Here is a 21332-nt window from a genome sequence, read left to right as displayed (position 1 = left end):
GGCGCCATGCCAGTTTCCCATGACCTCTACCAGGACCTGCACTACCCCCGCGAAATCGTCCAGCAACGCCGCCAACAGGACCCGCAACTCGACCGCCTGCTGGACGAGTACATCGACATCGACAACCAGGTGCTGGCCGCCGAATCGATCTCGGCGGGCAACTTCGTCGATGACGACCTGCGCCACCTCAAGGAGCGCCGCCTGGCGATCAAGTACATGATCGAGCGCCAGCTTGAACACAAGGGCTGAAAAGGGCCGCCTACCTATCGCATTTCACGATCATTGCCCGGCACATTCTCGATTGGTCAAAATGCCCGCGCTCGCGCAAGCTGCGCCCTGCCCGTCCCTGTTCGAGGAACCTGCCCCTTGTCCACCTGGATTCCCGCTCCACTGCGCCAACTCAGCCAGCGCCTGCGCAGCGAACCCGTCGGGGACAGCGCGCTGCCAGGCCACTTCCAGCAAAAGGCGATCGAGCATGGCTACACCCTGAGCGACAGCCAGAAGCGGGTGATCGAAGCCATGGCCCGCACACTGGCCACGCTCGACACGGGTGAGCCGCGCAGCCTGTATCTGCATGGCGCGGTGGGGCGCGGCAAGAGCTGGCTGCTCGACGGTTTCTTCCAGGCCGTGCCCACGCCTGCCAAGCGACGCCTGCATTTCCATGACTTCTTCGCCCGCCTGCACCAGGGCATGCACCATCACCGGGCACTGGACGATGCGTTGGGGGCGACCCTCGACGTGCTGCTGGGCGATTGCCAGGTGCTGTGCTTCGATGAGTTCCATGTGCACGACATCGGCGATGCCATGCTCCTCACCCGGCTGTTCAGCACCCTGTTCCAACGCGGCGTACACCTGCTGGTGACCTCCAACTACGCCCCCGAAGGGCTGCTGCCGAACCCGCTGTACCACGAACGCTTCCTGCCGGTGATCCGCCTGATCAACAGCCGCATGCAGGTACTTGAAGTCGGGGGCGACACGGATTTTCGCAGCCTGCCGGCCAACCGTGAGCAGCAGCGCTTCACCCGGGGGCATTACGTATGGCCTGGCTCCGCGCAACAGCGCCAGGCGCTGGCGCTGCCGACAACTACGCCATGCCTGCTGGACATCAACAAGCGGCCGCTGCGCGCCTTGGCCTGCGAAGATCGGCAGGTGATGTTCGCCTTCGATGACCTGTGCGAACAGCCCACCGCAGTGATCGACTATCTGGCGCTGGCCGAACGTTTCGAGCACTGGATCATCGATGGCCTGGACGACCTGGCCGAGTGCTCGCTCGCCGCGCAACAGCGGTTCGTCAACCTGGTGGATGTGCTGTATGACCAGGACTGCCGGGTAACTGTGATCGGCCAGCGGCCGCTGGAGCAGAGCCTTGGCGGGGCGCTCGCCGATTTGATGCGTACACGAAGCCGACTGGGGCAGCTGCATCGGATTGGCCCGGCCTGACGATACCGCGGGGCAATCCATCCCTGTAGGAGCGGCTTCAGCCGCGATGCAGGCATCGCGGTGCCTGGCACCCGCTTCGCGGGAGATCGCGGCTGAAGCCGCTCCTACAGAGGCCGTGTCAGGTCAATGGGTTCAACCCGCCCTGGGCAAATCCGCCAGCACCCCTTCGATCTCCCCCAGCACCGCCGGATCGTCGAGGGTCGAGGGCGCTACGTAGTCCTGCCCGTCGGCAATTTTGCGCAGCACCGCCCGCAGAATCTTGCCCGAGCGGGTCTTGGGCAGGCGCTTGACCCGCCGCACGCGGTTGAAGCAGGCCAACGCGCCGATCTGCTCGCGCACACTGGCCACCAGTTCGCCCTGCAACTGTGCCTCGCTGATGCCTTGCCCGTCCTTGAGCACCACCAGCGCCAGCGGCACCTGCCCCTTGATTTCGTCATGCACGCCGATCACCGCGCATTCGGCCACCGCCGGATGACGCGCCACCAGGTCCTCCATCTCGCCCGTGGACAGGCGATGGCCGGAGACATTTATCACGTCATCGGTGCGCCCCATGATGTAGACGAAGCCGTCGTCATCCAGGTAACCACCGTCGCCGGTGTGGTAATAGCCCGGATAGGTGCGCAGGTAGGCGTCCAGATAGCGTTGGTGATCGCCCCAGAGCGTCTGGCTGCAACCGGGCGGCAGCGGCAAGGCGATCACGATGGCCCCCTGCTGGTTAGGCCCTAGAAGCTTGCCCTCGTCATCCAACACCTGCACGTTGTACCCCGGCACCGCACGGTTGCTCGACCCTGGCCGGGCGGCACTGCCCTCCAACCCCACGCAGGGCGCGGTTACCGGCCAACCGGTCTCGGTCTGCCACCAATGGTCGTGCACCGGCTTGCCGCTGACGCGCTCCAGCCATTCATGGGTGCTGGAATCGAGCTTCTCGCCCGCCAGGAACAACTGGCGCAGCGACCCCAGGTCGTGGCGGCGGATCAGCTCACCTTCCGGGTCTTCCTTGCGGATCGCACGCATCGCGGTGGGCGCGCAGAACACGCCATTGACCTTGTACTGCTCCACCACCCGCCAATAGGCCGAGGCGTCCGGGGTGCGGATCGGCTTGCCTTCGTAGAACACCGTGGTGCAGCCGCTCATCAGCGGCCCGTAGACGATCAGCGAATGGCCGACCACCCAGCCCACATCGGAAATCCCCCACCACACATCGCCCGCCTGCATGCCATAGACATGGCGCATGGCGTAGCACAGGGCCACGGCGTTGCCGCCGTTCTCACGCACGATGCCCTTGGGTTTGCCGGTGGTGCCGGAGGTATACATGATGTACAGCGGGTCGCCCGCGTCCAGTTCCACCGGGGCAACCGGCGCGACGCCCGCCAAGGCCGACGCCCAGTCCAGGTCGCGGCCCGCTTGCAACTGGGCCTTTGCCTGTGGACGCTGCAGCACCAGCACATGCCGCGGCTGGTGCCGGGCCAGTTGTAGGGCACGATCGACCAGTGGCTTGTATTCGATGACCCGGTCGAACTCCAGCCCGCAGGAGGCCGTGAGCAACAACGTAGGCCGCGCATCGTCGATGCGCAGGGCCAGCTCGTTGGCGGCAAAGCCACCAAACACCACCGAGTGCACCGCGCCGATCCGCGCGCAGGCGAGCATGGCCATCGCCGCCTGGGGCACCATGGGCATGTAGATGATCACCCCATCGCCCTTGTTCACACCCAGCGAGCGCAACAAGCCAGCCAGGCGCGCGACTTCGTCCCGCAACTGGTTGTAGGTGAACGCCTGCTGCACGCCGGTCACCGGCGAGTCGTAGATCAGCGCCAACTGCTCGCCACGCCCCTGATCGATCTGGTGGTCGAGGGCCAGGTGGCAGCTGTTCAGCCGGCCATCGGCAAACCAGCGGTGGGTACCGTCGGGGTTGTCCTGCAAGGTGAGCGAGGGTTTGCGGTGCCAGGCAAGCTGTTCGGCCTGGGCTTGCCAGAAGGCGGCGGGATCGCTGATGGAGCGGGCGTAGCTGTGCTGGTAGGTCATTGGTTCGCAACCCGGTACTTGTTGTTATAGAAGGGCGAAATCTGAGTATGGACCGGTGCCTGCAGCCTGCCATTTGACTTAAGTCGCAACCCATATGCAGATTTGCAGTGGCCATCTGGCTAGAATGGCTGCCCGCCGACTCCAGACCCGTTCCATGCACAACCTCGACGACCTGCGCGCCGGCCGCCTGCGCGGCATCACCCGCCTTGACCTTGAACAAGGCCTCACCACGTTTCCCCATGAGATCTTCACGCTGGCCGACAGCCTGGAAGTGCTTAACCTCAGCAACAACGCACTGAGCGAATTGCCTGACGACCTGCACCGCCTGACACGGTTGAAAGTGCTGTTCTGCTCCGGCAATCGCTTTACCGAGTTACCAAAGGCGCTGGGACGTTGCGCGAACCTCGAAACGGTGGGTTTTCGCGACAACCGGATCCAGCTCGTTACCGCCCAAGCGCTGCCTGCCAGCCTGCGGGCACTGATCCTTACCGAAAACGCATTGGAAACGCTGCCGGAGGCCTTGGGCGACTGCGCCTGGCTGCAAAAGCTGATGCTCGCCGGCAACCGCCTCACCGCCCTGCCCGAGGGCCTCGCCCGTTGCGAACGGCTTGAACTGCTGCGCATCGCCAGCAATCGCTTGCCGGCCCTGCCCGACTGGCTGCTGCGCATGCCCAGCCTGGCTTGGCTGGCCTATGCCGACAACCCGATGCCGGAGGGCTTCGTCGCGCCCACCGCAGAAGGGCACTGCCCACGGATCGCCTGGCAGGATGTTCACCTCGAACACGTATTGGGCCAGGGCGCCTCTGGCGTGATCCACCGCGCCACCTGTCAAGGCCAGGATGCGTCGATGGCGGTCAAGCTGTACAAGGGCGCGCTCACCAGCGATGGCTCCCCCCTGGCGGAAATGAGCGCCTGCATCGCTGCCGGCGATCATCCGAACCTGGTGCGCCTGGCCGGCCGTATCGATGATCACCCACAACAGCTGCCTGCCCTGGTGATGCACCTGATCGCCCCGCACTGGCGCAACCTGGCCGGCCCACCCAGCCTCGACAGCTGCACCCGCGACCGCTATGCCAAAACGATAGCGCTGCCCCTGACGGGCGTGCTTCGACTGGCCAGCGGCATCGCCTCGGTGTGCGCGCACCTGCATGGGCGCGGTCTGAGCCATGGCGACCTGTACGCCCACAACATCCTCTCCGACGGGGAAGGTCAATGCCTGCTGGGGGATTTCGGCGCCGCCTCGTTCCATCCACAGGACAACAGCCTTCGGGCACAGGCGCTAGAACGCATGGAAGTAAGGGCATTCGGTATCCTTGTCGAAGAACTGTTGACGCACTTCCAAGTATTCGATACACGCCTATTCGCAATGGCAAGACAATGTCAGCACCCCAAGGTTCTGGAACGCCCAGGATTCAATGAACTGACCTTTGAGATCGCTAACTGGTGACGCGTCGCATAAACAAACTGTGACACACTGACGCCTGCACGAAACTCCGCAGTCTATATGATTGCGCACACCACCACCGACGCCTCAGAGACTGGACGATCTTCATGGAACGAGTTGAGCCGAAAATACGCGACAATCTGGCAGAAAAGTTGCATCTGATCGAGCCCGGGCTCAAGCTGCTCGACATCGAAGCTTATTTACCTAACCCCCACGGCACGCGCGGTTTCGTTGACATATTGGCCCTGGACACCAATGGGAAATATGTACTCATTGAGCTGAAAAGGAGCAACGCCGCTAGTCGCGAAGCACTCCACGAGTTATTGAAGTACCTTGAGGCATTCAAGCTGAAAATATGCGCAAAGGACTCGGAAATACGACTTGTCATCGTCTCCACGGAGTGGGTGGAGTTACTCGTCCCCTTCTCATCTTTCACACAACGCATCGCATGTGAGGTCAGCGGTTTTCAGTTACAGGTCACTGCGGACTATTGCCCAATAGCTGCCACGCCTGTCACCCCAGTCAAAGTATCTGACGACAGGATATTTGCCCCTTGGCATGAGTTGACGCTGTATACCAGCAAGGAATCTCTCGCCGCCGGAATCGCTGACTACGAAAAAAGCTGTTCAGCCAAAAAAATTGAAAGCTATACCCTGATCATCATAAAAAACCCCATTGAGTTCCAGACAAGAACCCGAAGAATGGACCTGATTATGGATGTCATGGACAAGGTTCATCCTCACGCAATGAGGCCGCGAGAAGAAATCGTCAAGTCACTACCTCAATATGTCTACAGCCTTTACTTCGCCTGCCTACAACTTACGGAATCCGAGTGCCTTGCAATTATCGAGCAGCACTGCACGACCGCATCTTACGAGGAGACGAAAGCAACCCTCAGCCACACAAAGGGCAGCGATGAAAGACTGTGCATGCTTCATGAGAATGCCTTTGCAGCAGGGCCTTGTATCAGGAGCGACTATGCCGAGATCGGCTACAGTGCAAAATTCATGGAACTGATTTTCGGCGAGGGCGCCGAAATCCTGGAAACTCGCAGATACGGGACGCTACTGGCCAACCACGCCTTACATGACGAGGCCATCATCAACGACCTGATGGGGAACGATGGAAACCGCCCGCAAAAATACTACAGGACCTTCAATCCAGCCGTAAAATCAGAAAGCCTGGAGGTAAAAAATGCAATTAACCGCTGCCTCGCGGGAAACCCAGCCTGGCGGATACATATTTTACGCATCCTCGAAGAGCACATTACCGAAGATGCAAAAACACGCGTCACGATAGACGTCTACAACCCTAGCAATCTCTGCCTTTCGCTCTACCTACTGATCAGTAAAGATGACGAAAATTATCTACCAAGGTACACAATAAGCGTACAGCGCGACGACGTAATTGAGGGTATCTACTTTGGCACTATGAGACCCACTGGCAAAGCCCCTTCATTTGGTGGAGTGCTACGTGAATACTATGACAACACCCCCCTGGGTTTCCTCCACAACCTCAACTGGGGAGGGTATGAGCCCCGTGACGCCAAGATCGCCAAAGATATAGGCATGCGCTATGCCTCTTATAAAGTCGATTCGAACGACGACAGCGAACACGTCTACGAACTCACGGATGTGGATTGGGAAATGGAACCGGCATTTTATATTAATTCCGGCTACTACGACTTCATTGCCGCCAACGTGCCATTCTTGCAAGACCTCTATGAAATCTATTCAACTCATTGGAACGGCAGCTATATCAGCTATAAGCCAGGAACAACATGGAGCACGCGTACCTGAAACCTGCTCCTCTGGTGGGACCCACAACCTCCGTACGAAATTATTGATACAACCGAGCAACCATGGATATTGATCAGGCCCGTACTTTCCTGGAAATCGTCCGTTGCGGCAGCCTGGTGGCCGCCGCCGAACGCCTGTTCGTGTCGCAGACTGCCATCACCGCCCGCGTGCAGCGCCTGGAGCAGCAACTGGGCTGCCAGTTGTTCGTGCGCAACCGCAGTGGCGCCAGCCTGACCGCCGACGGCGAGGCGTTCGTCAGCTACGCCAACCAGCTGGTGCAGACCTGGGAAGCCGCACGCCGGGACCTGCCGCTGCCACAAGGCTGCCAGCAGGTGCTGCATGTGGGCGGCGAGGTGAGCCTGGGCAACCCGATGATGCTCGACTGGGTCAGCGCCCTGCACCAGGCGATGCCCAACCATGCCATCCGCAGCGAAGTCAGCGACGGTGAGTCGCTGTTGCGCAAGGTGGAGATGGGGCTGCTGGACGCCGCGCTGGTGTATCAGCCAACGTACGGCCCGGGCCTGCAGGTGGAGCAGTTGATGGAGGAAAAGCTGATCCGCATCCGCCGGGTCGACCAGCCCGAGCCGTATGTCTACATCGACTGGGGCGCCGCCTTCCGTCGCCGCCACGACGCCGCCCTACCCGACCTGGCACGCGCGCCGCTGAGCTTCAACCTCGGGCCGCTGGCGCTGCAGTTCATCCTCGACCGCGGCGGCAGCGGTTACTTCCGCACGCGTGTAGTGCAGGCCTACCTGCAGAACGGGGTGTTCGAGCGAGTGCCCCAGGCACCGGAGTTCACCTACCCAACCTACCTGGTCTATGCCCGCGAGCGTGACAGCGCGGCCCTGCAACAGGCCTTCGCCATCCTGCGCCGGCTGGTCGCGGCCGGCGAGAGCGACTGGTCACAACGCTGGGACTCGCTGATCTGAGTCCTGCGCGGCAGCAGTGAGCAGGTGCCGCTTGAGCCCGGCGATCAGGTCGGTCTGGGTGATCACCCCGACCAGACGCTCACCGTCCAGCACTGGCAGGCAGTACCGGCCCTGCTCGCCGAGCAAGGGCAACAGGCGTTCCAGCGGGTGCCGGGGGGTGACGCTGACCACCTGGCGGTTCATCACCTGAGCCAGGCGCACAGGCTGGCGTCGCAACAGGTTGCGCCAGCGGATGCGCCCACGGGCCATGGCCGCATCGACCAGATCGGCGACACCGACGATGCCCACCAGACGCCCCTCGTCCAGCACCGGCAGGGTCTGCAGGTGATGGCTGGCCAGCAGCTTCCAGGCCTGTTCAAGGGTCGTGTGGGGCGTTGCCACCTGCACATCGCGGGACATCACCGCGCCGGCATCGATGCCACCCAGGCTGCGCTGCAACGCATGCTGCTCAGTGGCCAGGACAATGCGTTCGAGCTCGTCGCGAGTGACGTCGACGAACTCGCCGATCTCCGCCAGGGCCAGGTCAAGGTCGGCGCTGCTGACACCAACCCGCTCACTGGGCAGTGGGTCGCGGGTGTGGTGAAGGTCCTTGCGCGGCGCCGCGCCCTTTGGGTAGCGCACTCCGGTGAGGCGGTTGTAAAGCACCGCCACGGCAACCAGCACCAGGGCGTTGAGCAGCACCGGCTCAAGCAAATGGTCGCCCAGCGCCACCAGCCCCGGGTCAGCCAGCACTGCGCTCACGGCAACGCCACCACCGGGCGGGTGCAGGCAGCGCAGCAGGCACATCACCAGGATCGCGATACCCAGCGCAGCCGCCGCCACCCACAGTCCGTCGCCGAAACCCTGGCGCATGGCCAACCCCACGACCCCGGCCAGGGCGTAGCTGCCCAGCACCGGCCAGGGCTGGGCCAAGGGCCCGGAGTGCACGGCGAACACCAGCACCGCCGAGGCCGCCAGCGGACCAAGCAGGTGCAAGGCGATGGATGGGCCATAGGCCAGGCTGCACAGGTAACCGGCGAGGAACAGGCCGAGCAGCGCGCCAATGCCGGCGCGCAGCCATTCTTTGGAAGGGATGTTCAAGGGCGCCGGGAGCAGGCGCTGCAAAAGGGTTTCGGGACGCGAGGCAGGCATCTGGGTATTCGGTCGTGTTCTTCTGATTAAAAAAAGCCCAGCGCGATCGGCCTGGGCCTGGTGTTGCGCAATGCAGTGGCGCAAGGGGCTCCGTCCATGGAGAGATGGAAACCGAAGGGTTTCATGGCAGCGGATTCTGCCGGGCGGGTGTCGGGGCGGCCAATTCAAAAAACTGCGGCTGTACTGCAATTTTTTTGCAGAAATGATCCACGTCCCGGTAGGAGCGGCTTCAGCCGCGATCACCCGCCCAGCGGGTGCCACACAACCGGGGCGCCAGCATCGCGGCTGAAGCCGCGCCTACAGCCCCCCCTTGCGCGGCAATTCGATACTGACTCGCAAGCCGCCCTGCGGGCTTTCCAGCAACGCGATTTGCCCACCCCAGGCTTCGACGATATCGCGCACGATCCCCAGCCCAAGACCATGGCCGTCAACCTGCTCGTCCAGCCGCGAACCCCGTTCGAGCACTTGCAGGCGCTGCGACTCGGGGATGCCCGGACCATCGTCATCCACCCACAACCGGTAGCCCGCCTTGGTCGGTGCAATGCCCACCCGCACCTCGCTGTCGGCCCACTTGCAGGCGTTGTCCAGCAGGTTGCCGAGCAGTTCCAGCAGGTCCTCGCGGTCCCAGGGCAACAGCAGGCCCGGTGGCACGTCGCGCTCGAGCAGCAAACCTTCACCATGGATCATGCCCAGGGTGGCCAGTAACCCCGGCAGCTCGGCGTCGCAATCGAACTGCGCGCCGGGCAATGCATCCCCTGCCAGGCGGGCGCGGTTGAGCTCGCGGGCCAGGCGCTGCTGGATCTGCTCCAACTGCTCGCGCATCTGTCCGCGAACCTCGGGCAGCGCCTGCAAACGCTCACTGGACGCCAGGCTGAGCAGCACCGCCAACGGCGTTTTCAGCGCATGCCCAAGGTTGCCCAGGGCATTGCGCGAACGGCGCAGGCTGTCTTCGGTGTGTGCCAGCAGATGATTGATCTGGTCGACCAGCGGCTGCAGTTCGCTGGGCACCTCGGCATCCAATTGCGAACGCTGCCCCTGCTGCAACTGGGCGATCTGCTGGCGCGCCCGCTCCAGCGGGCGCAACGAGCGGGTCACGGTGATACGCTGCAGCACCAGCACCAGCACCAGCGCCACCAGGCCCATGCCCAGGCCGATCTGCTGCATGCGCCGGAAGCCTTCGCGCACGGGGGAGTAATCTTGGGCGACACTGATCGAAATATCCTGCCCCAGGCGTCGGTAGTCACCGCGGTAAGCCAACAGCTGCTGGCCTTCCGGGCCCAGTTCATGGCCGTCGTCCAGCCCGGGCTTTCCAGGCTTGGGCATATCCAAGTCCCACAACGAGCGCGAACGCCAGGTGCCCTGGTCAAAATCGATGCGAAAGTAATAACCCGAGAAGGGCCTCTGGTACGCCGAAGAAATACGCCGCTCGTCCAGCTGCAAACCGGACGGACCGCGCACCAGCGCCACTAGCAGGTTTTCGCTTTCCTGGCGCAAGCCGGTTTCCAGGTAACGCTGCAGGCCGGCCTCGAACAGCCACAAGGTCAGTTGCGCCAACCCCACGCCGACCACCACCAGCACCGCCACCAGGCCCAGGCTCAGGCGCGCCTGGATCGACTTCACGCCGCACTCCCGGCGTACACGTAACCTTGGCCCCGACGTGTCTCGATCACGCTGCGCCCGAGTTTGCGCCGCAGGTGGTTGACGTGCACTTCGAGCACGTTGGAATCACGCTCGGTCTCGCCATCGTAGAGGTGTTCGGCCAGGTGGCTCTTGGACAGCACCTGCCCCGGATGCAACATGAAGTAGCGCAGCAGGCGAAACTCGGCGGCGGTCAGTTGGATATCGACACCCTCGCGGCTGACGCACTGGCGCGACTCATCCAGGTGCAGGCCGGCGGCCTCCAGCCTGGGCTGGTTGGCCAGCCCCTTGGCGCGGCGCAGCAAGGCCTGGATGCGCAATTGCAACTCTTCCGGGTGGAAGGGTTTGGTCAGATAGTCGTCGGCCCCGGCCTTGAGCCCTTCGATACGCTCGGCCCAGGAACCGCGCGCGGTCAGGATCAACACCGGAGTGACCAGGTTCGCCGCGCGCCATTGTCCCAGCACCTCAAGGCCCGACAGACCCGGCAGGCCGAGGTCCAGAATAATCAGGTCATAGGGTTCGGTCTGGCCCTGGTAAACCGCGTCGCGGCCATCGGCCAGCCAGTCCACGGCATAGCCCTGGCGTTGCAGCGCGGCCATCAGTTCGTCAGCCAGGGGCACATTGTCTTCGACCAGCAGCAGGCGCATTCAGTCGTCTTCCTCGTCTTTGAGCAGCGCGCCGGTGCGCGCGTCCAGCTTGATCTCGCGCACCACGCCTTCGGGGGTCAGCAGCTCGACTTCGTATTCGTAGCGCTCGTGCTTTTCCTCCAGCTCCGCCTCCAACAGGCGCGCCCCGGGGTAACGCCCCAGGGCGGTCTCGAGCAATTGCTCGAGGGGCAGGATGATGCCTTGCTGGCGAAGCGCCAGGGCTTCGTCCTGATCCAGGTCGCGTGCGCTGGCCAGCGAACAGGCGGCCATCAAAGCCAAGGCCAGGTAGCGCACCGTTCGCGGTCGCTCATTCATCACTTGTCTTGCGCGTCCTTCAACACTTCACCGGTCTTGGCGTCCAGGTCGACGTCCCACTCGACGTTCTGTGCGTCACGCAGTTCGACCTTGTAGATGTAACGACCGTACTCGTCCTCGAGCTCGCTGTCGGTGACAGTGGCGCCTGGGTGCTTGGCTAGGGCGGTGGCCTTCAGTTCGTCCAGCGACTTGATGGTCTTGGCGTTGACCAGCTTGACCACTTCATCGGGCTGCACATCTTTGGCGAGGGCGGCGTTGGCGGCGAAAGCGAGGGTGGCGGCGGTGAACAGGGCAGTCAAAGTTTTCATGGGGTCACTCCATCGGGGTGTGCAAGTTGTCTACGGGATCAAGACTAACCGGGGGTCCTTAACTCAACCTGAAAACAGCTGGCCGCATGATAGCGCAGTTGGCTGACAGGTCTGTACCGGCCTCATCGCGGATGAGGCCCGCTCCTGCAGGGCGTGTAGGAGCGGGTTCATCCGCGATGGGCCATCTGCCCCTATAATGAGCCGCCTGTATTGCTCGAGACCCTGCCATGAGCGCCATCCACATCAAGTACCCCGCGCTGACCTTCAAGGCCGGCCACCGCGCCCTGCGGCAGATCCGCGAGCGTGGTTTGCAGGCAGCCGATGTCGGTGTGCTACCGGGCGCGGCAGGCGGCCCCAAACCACTGGGCATCCAGGGCCTGGACCTGGCTTTGTTCGGTGAATGGCTGCCGTCAGCGCCACGCCAACGCTCGCTGATCGGCGCCTCGATTGGTTCTTGGTGCTTCGCCAGCGCCTGCCTCGACGACCCGGTCGCCGGCATCCGCCGTCTGGGCGAGTTGTACACCGAACAGGACTTCGCCAAGGGCGTGACACCCAAGGAAATCAGCCAGAGCAGCCAACGCATGCTCGACGACCTGCTGCAAGGCCGCGACGGGCAGATCCTCGCCAACCCGCATTACCGCCTGAACATCCTGGTGGTGAAGAGCCATGGCCAGTTGGCCCACGACCATCGCGGCCGCCTGGGCATGGGGCTTGGCTCGGTGATCGCCAGCAACCTGCTGGGGCGCGAGCGCCTTGGGCGGCACTTCGAAAGGGTCATCCTGCATGATGTACGCCAGGCCCCGCCACTCGAGGCGCTCACCGACTTCCCCTCGCGCAACCTGCCGCTGGACCTGGCCAACCTGCGCCACGCCCTGCTCGCCTCGGGCTCGATCCCGATGGTCATGGAAGGCGTGCGCGACATCCCGGGCGCGGGCGCCGGCACCTACCGCGACGGCGGCCTGCTCGACTACCACCTCGACCTGCCCTACCGCGGCGACGACCTGGTGCTCTACCCGCATTTCACCGACAAAGTGGTGCCCGGCTGGTTCGACAAGGCCTTGCCCTGGCGCAAGGGCGACGCTACACGCCTGCGCAACGTGCTGCTGATGACCCCCTCGCCGCAATACCTGGCCGCCCTGCCCTACGGCAAGCTGCCCGACCGCAACGACTTCAAGCGTTTCATGGGCGATGCCCCCAGCCGCAAGCGCTACTGGTACCAGGCCATCGCCGAAAGCCGGCGCCTGGGCGACGAGCTGCTCGAGCTGATCGCCACCGGGCGCTTGCAGGATCGCCTGCAAGCCTTGTAGCCGGCATGCTGGTAGACTTCGCCAATCATTGATTCACACAGAGTTATGCCAGCGTGGAAATCTTCAAGGAATTTACGTTCGAATCGGCCCACCGCCTGCCCAACGTCCCGGCCGGGCACAAGTGCGGCCGCCTGCATGGCCATTCGTTCAAGGTCGCCCTGCACCTGACCGGCCCGCTCGATCCGCACACCGGCTGGATCCGCGACTTCTCCGAGATCAAGGCGATCTTCAAACCGATCTACGAGCAGCTCGACCACAATTACCTGAACGATATTCCAGGCCTGGAGAACCCCACCAGCGAAGTGATCGCCAAGTGGATCTGGGAGCAGGTCAAGCCGTTGCTGCCGGAGCTGTCGAAGGTGCGCATTCACGAAACCTGCACCAGCGGTTGCGAGTACACCGGCGATTGATCGAATGTTCCATCGCGGATGAATCCGCTCCTATGTATGGACTCGCCTACATTGTCTACCTGCTTTTCGAACAAGGTTACCCGGTTGCATCTATGTATCAGGCCTATTCGAGGAAGCTTGGTGCTTCTGGCCAACATCGGGGTGAGCTCGCAGCATGCCCATTACATTTAGGCCTCTTGGGCCGGTAGGAGCGTAGGCATTAATCCGCGACGGTCTTACCTAGGGTCGATGTTCACTAGCAGGGGCTGGGGCGCTCGGCACCCCGGTGGCGTAACACCGTAAGTCAGTGGCTCATGGCGGGCTCCTGACGATCGTTCGGTTGGCGTTGGTAGACCTGCTCACCTTGTAGCAGCACCCAGATGATGCGCAGATTTCGATTAGCCAGTCTGATCGCCGCCTCCTTGCGACCAAGTCGAGTTAACCATCGCAAGAGGCGGCGATCGTCTGGCTGATCGGAATCAGGCTTCAAATGGCTAAGAACCGCGTGCGCACCCTGGATCATCATGCTGCGCAGGTAGCCGTCACCTCGCTTGCTCATCTTGCCTAGCCTGACCTTCTTTCCACTGCTGTGCTGGTCGGGCACCAGGCCAAAGTAAGCGGCAAACTGTCGAGCATTGGGGAAACGCGAGGGTTCAGGCTGCTTGGCCAGCATCGCTGTGGCGATGATCGGGCCGACACCGCGTATCGTCATCAGGCGGCATGCGACCTTGTCGGCCTGCGCCGCTGTTTCGAGCCGTCCTGTCAGGATGGCGATACGCTCACTCAGATAGCGCCATTCGGCGAGCAGTTCATCGAGCAATTCACGCAGCAGATCTGGCAATGGTTGAGTCGTATCTTCAAGAATGCGCGGTACACCGTGGCTGACGGCTAAATCGCCTTGCGCCAGGGCGACGCCCTGTTCCAGTAACAGGCCGCGGATCTGGTTGCCTAGCGCGGTGTGGCGCCTGACATAGCCTCTGCGGGCGCGGTGTAAGGCTTGAATCGCCAAAGCGGCAGTGCTCTTGATCGGCACCGCAGCAATGCTGGTATCCCGGCCTGCGCGCAAGATGGCATGGGCGTCGTTACGATCGTTCTTGGCACCACTGCGGTGCTCCGCCACTCGCTGCGCGGGCAGGATGCGGACTGGCGTTCCCTGCGCCTGTAGCAAACGCCCCCATGCTTGAGCGCCGGGGCCACTTTCCATCAGGACCGTCACGGTGGGTGGCAGCCTGGTCAGGAACGCATGAAAGGCTTCACGGGATTTGATTCGATCTTCGTAGATGACGCGCCCGGAACCGTCATCTCCGGCCACCTGAAAGACTTGCTTGGCCAGGTCGACTGACAGATGTTGGCAAAGCGTTACATCGTTGGAAGACAGGGAATTGCGCTTCGTCCTATGCTTGCTCATGGTCTCGCCCTCGCTGCCGTTGGCTTTTTAGAACGCCACCGTGGCACTGTGATGCCTCGGCGGGGGCGAGTCCATCCGATTACATGCGCCTGCCTGTAGGAGCGGATTCATCCGCGACAGGGCCGCAATACCTCAGCCCTGCTGCCCGCTCTCCAAGGCATCACGCAGAAAGCTCGGGGCGATATAGCGCTGGTAATGCGCCTCCGACAGCAAAAAGAATTCCCGGTCGATGGCATCGCGCAACTGCGGCAGTTCCCAATCGCGGAACTCCGGCAGCAAGGCCATCCCGTAGGCCTCCAGGTCGCGGATCATCCGAGCCCCGCGGGCGATCAGCTGGTAGGCCCAGCAATATTCCGACTGTTGCGCCACATAGCGGATCGAACGCTGTTCGAGCTGCTCGCGCAAGCGCGCTTTGTCGAACACTTCCAGCTTGGCCATCATCACCTGCACCAGCAGTTGCTCCAGGCGCAGCCAGACCGCACGCTTCTGCGCGTCGTCGTAGCCGTTCCAGTGGATCACTTCGTGGTGGAAGCGCTTGCAGCCACGGCACACCAGGTCGCCATACACCGTGGAGCAGAGGCCGACGCAAGGGGTCTTGATGGATTGGTTGGACATGTAAAAACAACGGCTTGGCGGGGGAACACCGGTTCATGTTAGCCCTTTGTCTAACCAGGGTCACCCGTTAAAGTCATCTTCGCCGCCTTACCTTCGGCTAATTTTTGCCGTAGAATCACTCCGCCTTTTCAAGGCAACAATGTCCGTTGGAAGCTGTTTTCAAAGCGTCACGAGCACAGTTCATCCGGTAGAACGGCGTTGGCCCTGTACATGCAAACGCGCATGTCCACGGCCAACCCCTCATCAGCCTTCCGTTCTACAGGCGTAAAACTTTGAAAGCAGCTTCTGTAAGGATTCTCTGCGACCCTGGCTTGCCGGCTCAAAAAGCCGCCATTAGCGCATGGGTGCATGGGAATGCTGGATGAGCGTCCCGGACTCCCTTTAGGGACCACTGATGAGGGTAATAACTGTGCTTGAAGCCTACCGCAAACACATCGAAGAGCGTGCCGCTCTGGGTATCGTGCCCCAGCCGCTGAACGCCGAACAAACTGCAGGCCTGGTCGAGCTGCTGAAAAACCCGCCGGCCGGCGAAGAAGCCTTCCTCGTAGACCTGATCACCAACCGCGTCCCGCCAGGAGTGGACGAAGCCGCCTACGTCAAGGCCGCCTTCCTCTCCGCCGTCGCCAAGGGCGAAGCCAAATCGCCACTGATCGACCGCAAGCGCGCCACCGAACTGCTGGGCACCATGCAGGGCGGCTACAACATCGAAACGCTGGTCGCGCTGCTGGACGACGCCGAACTGGGCGCCGTCGCGGCCGAACAGCTCAAGCACACCCTGCTGATGTTCGATGCCTTCCACGACGTGGCTGAAAAAGCCAAGGCCGGCAATGTCCACGCCAAGGCCGTGCTGGAATCCTGGGCCGCCGGCGAGTGGTTCACCGCCCGCCCGGCCATCGCCGACAAGTACACCCTGACCGTGTTCAAGGTACCCGGCGAAACCAACACCGACGACCTCTCGCCTGCTCCGGACGCCTGGTCGCGCCCTGACATCCCGCTGCACGCCCTGGCCATGCTGAAGATGGCCCGCGACGGCATCGAGCCCAAGCAACCGGGCTCGGTCGGTCCGCTGGCACAGATCGAAGCGGTCAAGGCCAAAGGCCACCCAGTCGCCTACGTTGGTGACGTGGTCGGTACCGGTTCTTCCCGTAAATCCGCCACCAACTCGGTGCTGTGGTTCTTCGGCGACGACATCCCGTACGTCCCCAACAAGCGCGCCGGTGGCTTCTGCTTCGGCACCAAGATCGCCCCGATCTTCTACAACACCATGGAAGACGCCGGCGCCCTGCCGATCGAATTTGACTGCACCAACCTGGGCATGGGCGACGTCATCGACGTTTACCCTTTCAAAGGTGAAGTACGCCGTCACGGCAGCGACGAACTGGTCACCAACTTCGAGCTGAAAACCGAAGTGCTGCTGGACGAAGTCCGCGCTGGCGGTCGTATCCCGCTGATCGTCGGCCGTGGCCTGACCGAGAAAGCCCGTGCCGAGCTGGGCCTGGGTGCTTCGGACCTGTTCAAGAAACCCGAACAGCCTGCCGCTTCGACCAAGGGCTTCACCCTGGCGCAGAAGATGGTCGGTCGTGCCTGCGGCCTGCCGGAAGGCCAGGGCGTGCGCCCAGGTGCCTACTGCGAACCGAAGATGACCACCGTCGGCTCCCAGGACACCACCGGCCCGATGACCCGCGACGAGCTGAAAGACCTGGCATGCCTGGGCTTCTCCGCTGACCTGGTGATGCAGTCGTTCTGCCACACCGCGGCCTATCCGAAACCAATCGACGTCACCACCCACCACACCCTGCCAGACTTCATCCGCACCCGTGGCGGCGTGTCGCTGCGCCCAGGCGACGGTATCATCCACAGCTGGCTGAACCGCATGCTGATGCCGGACACCGTCGGCACCGGTGGCGACTCGCACACCCGCTTCCCGATCGGCATCTCGTTCCCGGCCGGCTCCGGCCTGGTGGCCTTCGCCGCCGCCACCGGCGTCATGCCGCTGGACATGCCAGAGTCGATCCTGGTGCGCTTCAAGGGCAAGCTGCAGCCCGGCATCACTCTACGTGACCTGGTGCATGCGATCCCTTACTACGCCATCCAGAAAGGCCTGCTGACCGTCGAGAAGAAGGGCAAGAAGAACGCCTTCTCCGGCCGCATCCTGGAAATCGAAGGCCTCAACGACCTGACCGTCGAGCAAGCCTTCGAGCTGTCCGACGCCTCGGCCGAACGCTCCGCCGCCGGCTGCACCATCAAGCTGCCAGAGAAGGCCATCGCCGAGTACCTGCAGTCCAACATCACCCTGCTGCGCTGGATGATCGGCGAAGGCTACGGCGATGCCCGCACCCTGGAGCGCCGCGCGCAAGCGATGGAAGCCTGGTTGGCCAAGCCTGAGCTGCTGTCGGCCGACGCCGACGCCGAATACGCCGAGATCATCGAAATCGACCTGGCCGACGTGAAAGAGCCTGTGCTCTGCGCACCTAACGACCCGGACGATGCCCGCCTGCTGTCTTCGGTACAGGGCGAGAAGATCGACGAAGTGTTCATCGGTTCGTGCATGACCAACATCGGTCACTTCCGTGCCGCCGGCAAGCTGCTGGACAAGGTCAAGGGCGGCATCCCGACCCGCCTGTGGCTGGCACCGCCAACCAAGATGGACGCCCACCAGCTGACCGAGGAAGGCTACTACGGCATCTACGGCAAGGCTGGCGCGCGCATGGAAATGCCAGGCTGCTCGCTGTGCATGGGTAACCAGGCACGTGTGCAGACCGGTTCGACCGTGGTGTCCACCTCGACCCGTAACTTCCCGAACCGTCTGGGCGACGCGACCAACGTGTACCTGGCCTCGGCCGAACTGGCCGCAGTCGCTTCGATCATCGGCAAGCTGCCAACCGTCGAGGAGTACATGCAGTACGCGAAAGACATCGACAGCATGGCTGCCGACGTCTACCGCTACCTGAGCTTCGACCAGATCGCCGAGTTCCGCGAAGCCGCGGCCAACGCCAAGATCCCGGTGGTTCAGGCGTAAGCTGAGCAGTACGTTGTAAAAGAAAGCCCCGGTAGCCATACCGGGGCTTTTTCGTTCTGGCCTGTTCGCCGGCAAGCCGGCGAAGCTTTTCAAATCACGAAAAGATCGACGAACCTGTGCACCGGCATGGCTTCAAGCGCAGCCTGGTCCCTGCACAACTCGACGATCTCCTCACACCGCTGCCGTACGAACCGTGTCGCCAGGTTCTCCCTGAACTTGGCCTCCAGCAACGGTATCCCCTCTGCCCTGCGCCGACGATGGCCGACCGGGTACTCCACCACTACCTGCTGCGTATGGCTGCCATCCTTGAAGAACACCTGCAGGCCATTGGCGATCGAACGCTTGTCGGGCTCAAGGTATTCGCGACTGAAACGCGGATCCTCGACGACCTCCATCTTCTCGCGCAGGCGGTCGATACTCGGGTGCGCGGCGTGGAACGCATCCTCGTAATGCTCGGCCACCAGGCTGCCGAAGATCAGCGGCACGGCAGTCATGTACTGCAGGCAATGATCGCGGTCGGCGGCGTTGGCCAGCGGGCCTTCCTTGGAGATGATGCGGATCGCCGACTCCTGGGTGGTGATGACGATCCGCGTGACTTCATGCAGGCGGTTGCGCACCTGAGGGTGAAGAACCAGCGCAGCCTCGCAGGCGGTCTGGGCATGGAATTCGGCGGGGAAACTGACCTTGAACAGCACGTTCTCCATCACGTAGCTGCCAAAGGCCTGGGGCAGGCGCAGTGCCTGCTGCTCGTCAGGCTTGAGCGCCAGGTCCTTGTTGGTGTGGCTGAACGACACATCGTAGAAGCCCCACTGTGCCGCCGTCAGCACGCTGGGCACGCCCATTTCGCCACGCATGGCGATATCGGCCAGGCGCACCCCACGGCTGGAGGCGTCCCCCGCCGCCCACGATTTGCGCGAACCGGCATTGGGCGCATGGCGGTAGGTGCGCAACGCCTGGCCGTCGACGAAGGCATGGGACAGCGCCGACAGCAGTTGTTCGCGGTTGGCGCCCATGAGCTTGGCGCAGACCGCCGTGGAGGCCACCTTGACCAGCAGCACATGATCCAGGCCGACCCGGTTGAACGCGTTCTCCAGCGCCAGCACGCCCTGGACCTCATGGGCCATGACCATCGCATCGAGCACGGTGCGCATGGCCAGCGGCGCCTCGCCACCGGCCACACGCTTTTGCGAAAGATGGTCGGCGACGGCGAGGATGCCGCCGAGGTTGTCCGAGGGGTGGGCCCACTCTGCGGCCAGCCAGGTGTCGTTGTAGTCCAGCCAGCGGACGGCACAGCCGATATCCCAGGCGGCCTTGACCGGGTCCAGGCGGTAGCGGGTGCCGGGCACCCGTGCGCCATGGGGGACCACGGTGCCCTCGACCAGCGGGCCGAGCAGCTTGGTGCACTCGGGGAAGCGCAGGGCCAGCAGGCCGCAGCCCAGGGTGTCCATCAGGCAGTTGCGGGCGGTGTCGAGGGCTTCAGGGGAATCGACCTGATAGTCGAGGACGTAGTCGGCGATAGCCTGCAGGATCTGGTCGTAGTCGGGGCGAGTGTTGAGATCGGTATTGGCGCTCATTGATAGCTCCCTTGGAACAGGGGCTGCTACGCAGCCCCGCTCAACGAAAGCCGTGCGCCGATGCTGCGTTAGAAGCTGTCGCCAGGTACGCGCACCCAGCCCTCCATCAGCACCCGAGCGCTACGGCTCATGATGGCTTTGGTCACGGTCCACTGCCCGTCCACCTGACGCGCCTCGGCACCGACCCGCAACGTTCCGGATGGATGCCCGAAGCGCACGGCACTGCGCGCGCCCCCACCGGCTGCGAGGTTGACCAGCGTTCCGGGTATCGCTGCCGCCGTGCCGATAGCCACCGCGGCGGTGCCCATCATCGCGTGGTGCAACTTGCCCATCGACAGCGCACGCACCAGCAGGTCGACTTCATCGGCATTGACCGCCTTGCCACTGGAAGCAGTGTAGGTGGTCGGCGCCGCGACGAAGGCCACCTTGGGTGTGTGCTGACGCCCGGCAGCCTGATCGACGTGCTCGATCAAGCCCATGCGCACCGCGCCATGGGCGCGGATGGCCTCGAAACGCTGCAACGCGGCAACATCGCCGTTAATGGCCTCCTGCAGCTCGGTACCGGAATAGCCGAGGTCGGCGGCATTGACGAAGATGGTCGGGATGCCGGCGTTGATCAGGGTTGCCTTGAAGGTGCCGACACCCGGCACCTCGAGCTCGTCCACCAGGTTGCCGGTGGGGAACATCGCCCCGCCGTCGCCATCCTCGTCGGCCGCTGGGTCGAGGAACTCCAGCTGCACCTCGGCGGCCGGGAAGGTTACGCCGTCGAGCTCGAAGTCGCCGGTTTCCTGGACCTCGCCTTCAGTGATAGGCACATGGGCGATGATGGTCTTGCCGATATTGGCCTGCCAGATGCGCACGGTGGCGATGCCGTTGCGCGGCAGGCGCGCGGCATCGAGCAGGCCGCTGGCGATGGCGAACGAGCCGACCGCGGCGGAGAGGTTGCCGCAGTTGCCGCTCCAGTCGACAAAGGCCTTGTCGATCGACACCTGGCCGAACAGGTAGTCGACGTCGTGGTTGGCCTTGATGCTTTTCGACAGGATCACTGTCTTGCTGGTGCTGGAGGTGGCACCACCCATGCCGTCGATCTGCTTGCCGTACGGGTCGGGGCTGCCGATCACCCGCAACAGCAGGGCGTCGCGCGCCGGGCCGGGGACCTGGGCCTGCTCGGGCAGGTCTTGCAGGCGGAAGAACACGCCTTTGCTGGTGCCGCCACGGATGTAGGTGGCGGGGATTTTTACTTGTGGTACGTGCGCCATTACCTTGCTGTCCTGTCTGAAATAAAAACAGAAAACCCTAGGGCCCTTTCGCCGGCAAGCCGGCTCCTACAGAAGATCATGCCCCCTG

Annotated in this window: 18 protein-coding genes; 8 read left to right on the top strand and 10 right to left on the bottom strand. The window is 63.1% G+C overall.

Features of this window, described 5'->3' with window-relative positions:
- Positions 1-6: 6 nt before the first annotated feature.
- Positions 7-249, top strand: coding sequence for a hypothetical protein (locus tag IM733_RS03120; RefSeq protein WP_248919485.1), 243 nt, complete (start codon positions 7-9; stop codon positions 247-249).
- 117 nt (positions 250-366) lie between these two features.
- Positions 367-1440: a cell division protein ZapE gene (gene zapE / locus IM733_RS03115; RefSeq protein ID WP_248919484.1), complete on the top strand. Its 1074-nt coding sequence runs from the start codon at positions 367-369 to the stop codon at positions 1438-1440.
- Between the two features lie 132 nt (positions 1441-1572).
- On the opposite strand, the gene IM733_RS03110 is transcribed toward zapE, so the two are convergent.
- Entirely contained in the window at positions 1573-3462 is a 1890-nt protein-coding gene (locus IM733_RS03110) for a propionyl-CoA synthetase (RefSeq protein ID WP_248919483.1), read from the bottom strand.
- A gap of 154 nt (positions 3463-3616) precedes the next feature.
- On the opposite strand from IM733_RS03110, the gene IM733_RS03105 reads away from it, so the two are divergent.
- The 3 genes from IM733_RS03105 to IM733_RS03095 all read left to right on the top strand — a co-directional run bounded on the left by IM733_RS03105 (position 3617) and on the right by IM733_RS03095 (position 7634).
- On the top strand, positions 3617-4909 hold the full coding sequence (locus IM733_RS03105) for a leucine-rich repeat-containing protein kinase family protein (RefSeq protein ID WP_248919482.1): 1293 nt from the start codon (positions 3617-3619) through the stop codon (positions 4907-4909).
- 104 nt (positions 4910-5013) lie between these two features.
- The gene (locus tag IM733_RS03100) at positions 5014-6705 is read left to right on the top strand and encodes an endonuclease NucS domain-containing protein (RefSeq protein WP_248919481.1); all 1692 of its coding nucleotides are present in this window, start codon (positions 5014-5016) and stop codon (positions 6703-6705) included.
- Between the two features lie 62 nt (positions 6706-6767).
- Positions 6768-7634 (top strand): LysR family transcriptional regulator, encoded by an 867-nt coding sequence (locus tag IM733_RS03095; RefSeq protein ID WP_248919480.1) that lies wholly within the window; start codon positions 6768-6770, stop codon positions 7632-7634.
- On the opposite strand, the gene IM733_RS03090 is transcribed toward IM733_RS03095, so the two are convergent.
- The 5 genes from IM733_RS03090 to IM733_RS03070 form a co-directional block, all read right to left on the bottom strand.
- Positions 7608-8765, bottom strand: a complete 1158-nt coding sequence (locus IM733_RS03090; RefSeq protein ID WP_248919479.1) for an HPP family protein — start codon at positions 8763-8765, stop codon at positions 7608-7610. The two genes, IM733_RS03095 and IM733_RS03090, sit on opposite strands and share 27 nt — an antisense overlap.
- A 297-nt stretch (positions 8766-9062) precedes the next feature.
- Complete coding sequence (locus tag IM733_RS03085) at positions 9063-10385, bottom strand: sensor histidine kinase (protein ID WP_248919478.1); 1323 nt, start codon at positions 10383-10385, stop codon at positions 9063-9065.
- Complete coding sequence (locus IM733_RS03080; protein ID WP_248919477.1) at positions 10382-11050, bottom strand: response regulator transcription factor; 669 nt, start codon at positions 11048-11050, stop codon at positions 10382-10384. The genes IM733_RS03085 and IM733_RS03080 overlap by 4 nt, the downstream gene beginning before the upstream one ends.
- Positions 11051-11365, bottom strand: a complete 315-nt coding sequence (locus IM733_RS03075) for a PepSY domain-containing protein (RefSeq protein ID WP_248919476.1) — start codon at positions 11363-11365, stop codon at positions 11051-11053.
- Positions 11365-11673, bottom strand: coding sequence for a PepSY domain-containing protein (locus IM733_RS03070; RefSeq protein WP_248919475.1), 309 nt, complete (start codon positions 11671-11673; stop codon positions 11365-11367). The genes IM733_RS03075 and IM733_RS03070 overlap by 1 nt, the downstream gene beginning before the upstream one ends.
- 227 nt (positions 11674-11900) lie before the next feature.
- Here IM733_RS03070 and IM733_RS03065 point away from each other — a divergent pair, with 227 nt between their 5' ends.
- Positions 11901-12980 (top strand): patatin-like phospholipase family protein, encoded by a 1080-nt coding sequence (locus IM733_RS03065; RefSeq protein WP_248919474.1) that lies wholly within the window; start codon positions 11901-11903, stop codon positions 12978-12980.
- A gap of 53 nt (positions 12981-13033) precedes the next feature.
- Positions 13034-13390 (top strand): 6-carboxytetrahydropterin synthase QueD, encoded by a 357-nt coding sequence (queD, locus tag IM733_RS03060; RefSeq protein WP_011533154.1) that lies wholly within the window; start codon positions 13034-13036, stop codon positions 13388-13390.
- A gap of 283 nt (positions 13391-13673) precedes the next feature.
- Here the strand turns inward: queD and IM733_RS03055 are convergent, their stop codons facing one another.
- Both IM733_RS03055 and IM733_RS03050 read right to left on the bottom strand, forming a co-directional pair.
- A complete protein-coding gene (locus tag IM733_RS03055) occupies positions 13674-14777 on the bottom strand; it encodes an IS110 family transposase (protein WP_248917269.1) in 1104 nt (367 codons plus the stop codon).
- A gap of 132 nt (positions 14778-14909) precedes the next feature.
- Positions 14910-15392: a DUF1289 domain-containing protein gene (locus tag IM733_RS03050; RefSeq protein ID WP_248919473.1), complete on the bottom strand. Its 483-nt coding sequence runs from the start codon at positions 15390-15392 to the stop codon at positions 14910-14912.
- Between the two features lie 409 nt (positions 15393-15801).
- Here IM733_RS03050 and acnB point away from each other — a divergent pair, with 409 nt between their 5' ends.
- On the top strand, positions 15802-18411 hold the full coding sequence (gene acnB, locus IM733_RS03045) for a bifunctional aconitate hydratase 2/2-methylisocitrate dehydratase (RefSeq protein ID WP_248921113.1): 2610 nt from the start codon (positions 15802-15804) through the stop codon (positions 18409-18411).
- 89 nt (positions 18412-18500) lie between these two features.
- Here acnB and prpD read toward each other — a convergent pair whose 3' ends face one another.
- Positions 18501-19985 carry a 2-methylcitrate dehydratase gene (prpD, locus tag IM733_RS03040; protein ID WP_248919472.1) on the bottom strand — a complete coding sequence of 495 codons (1485 nt, stop codon included), beginning with the start codon at positions 19983-19985 and terminating at the stop codon, positions 18501-18503.
- 68 nt (positions 19986-20053) lie between these two features.
- Entirely contained in the window at positions 20054-21244 is a 1191-nt protein-coding gene (gene prpF, locus IM733_RS03035; protein ID WP_248919471.1) for a 2-methylaconitate cis-trans isomerase PrpF, read from the bottom strand.
- Positions 21245-21332: the final 88 nt, after the last annotated feature.

It is taken from the genome of Pseudomonas entomophila (assembly GCF_023277925.1).
Classification (GTDB): domain Bacteria; phylum Pseudomonadota; class Gammaproteobacteria; order Pseudomonadales; family Pseudomonadaceae; genus Aquipseudomonas; species Aquipseudomonas entomophila_D.
Note: the sequence above shows the minus strand (reverse complement) of the source record. Positions and strands in the feature narration are given on the sequence as shown.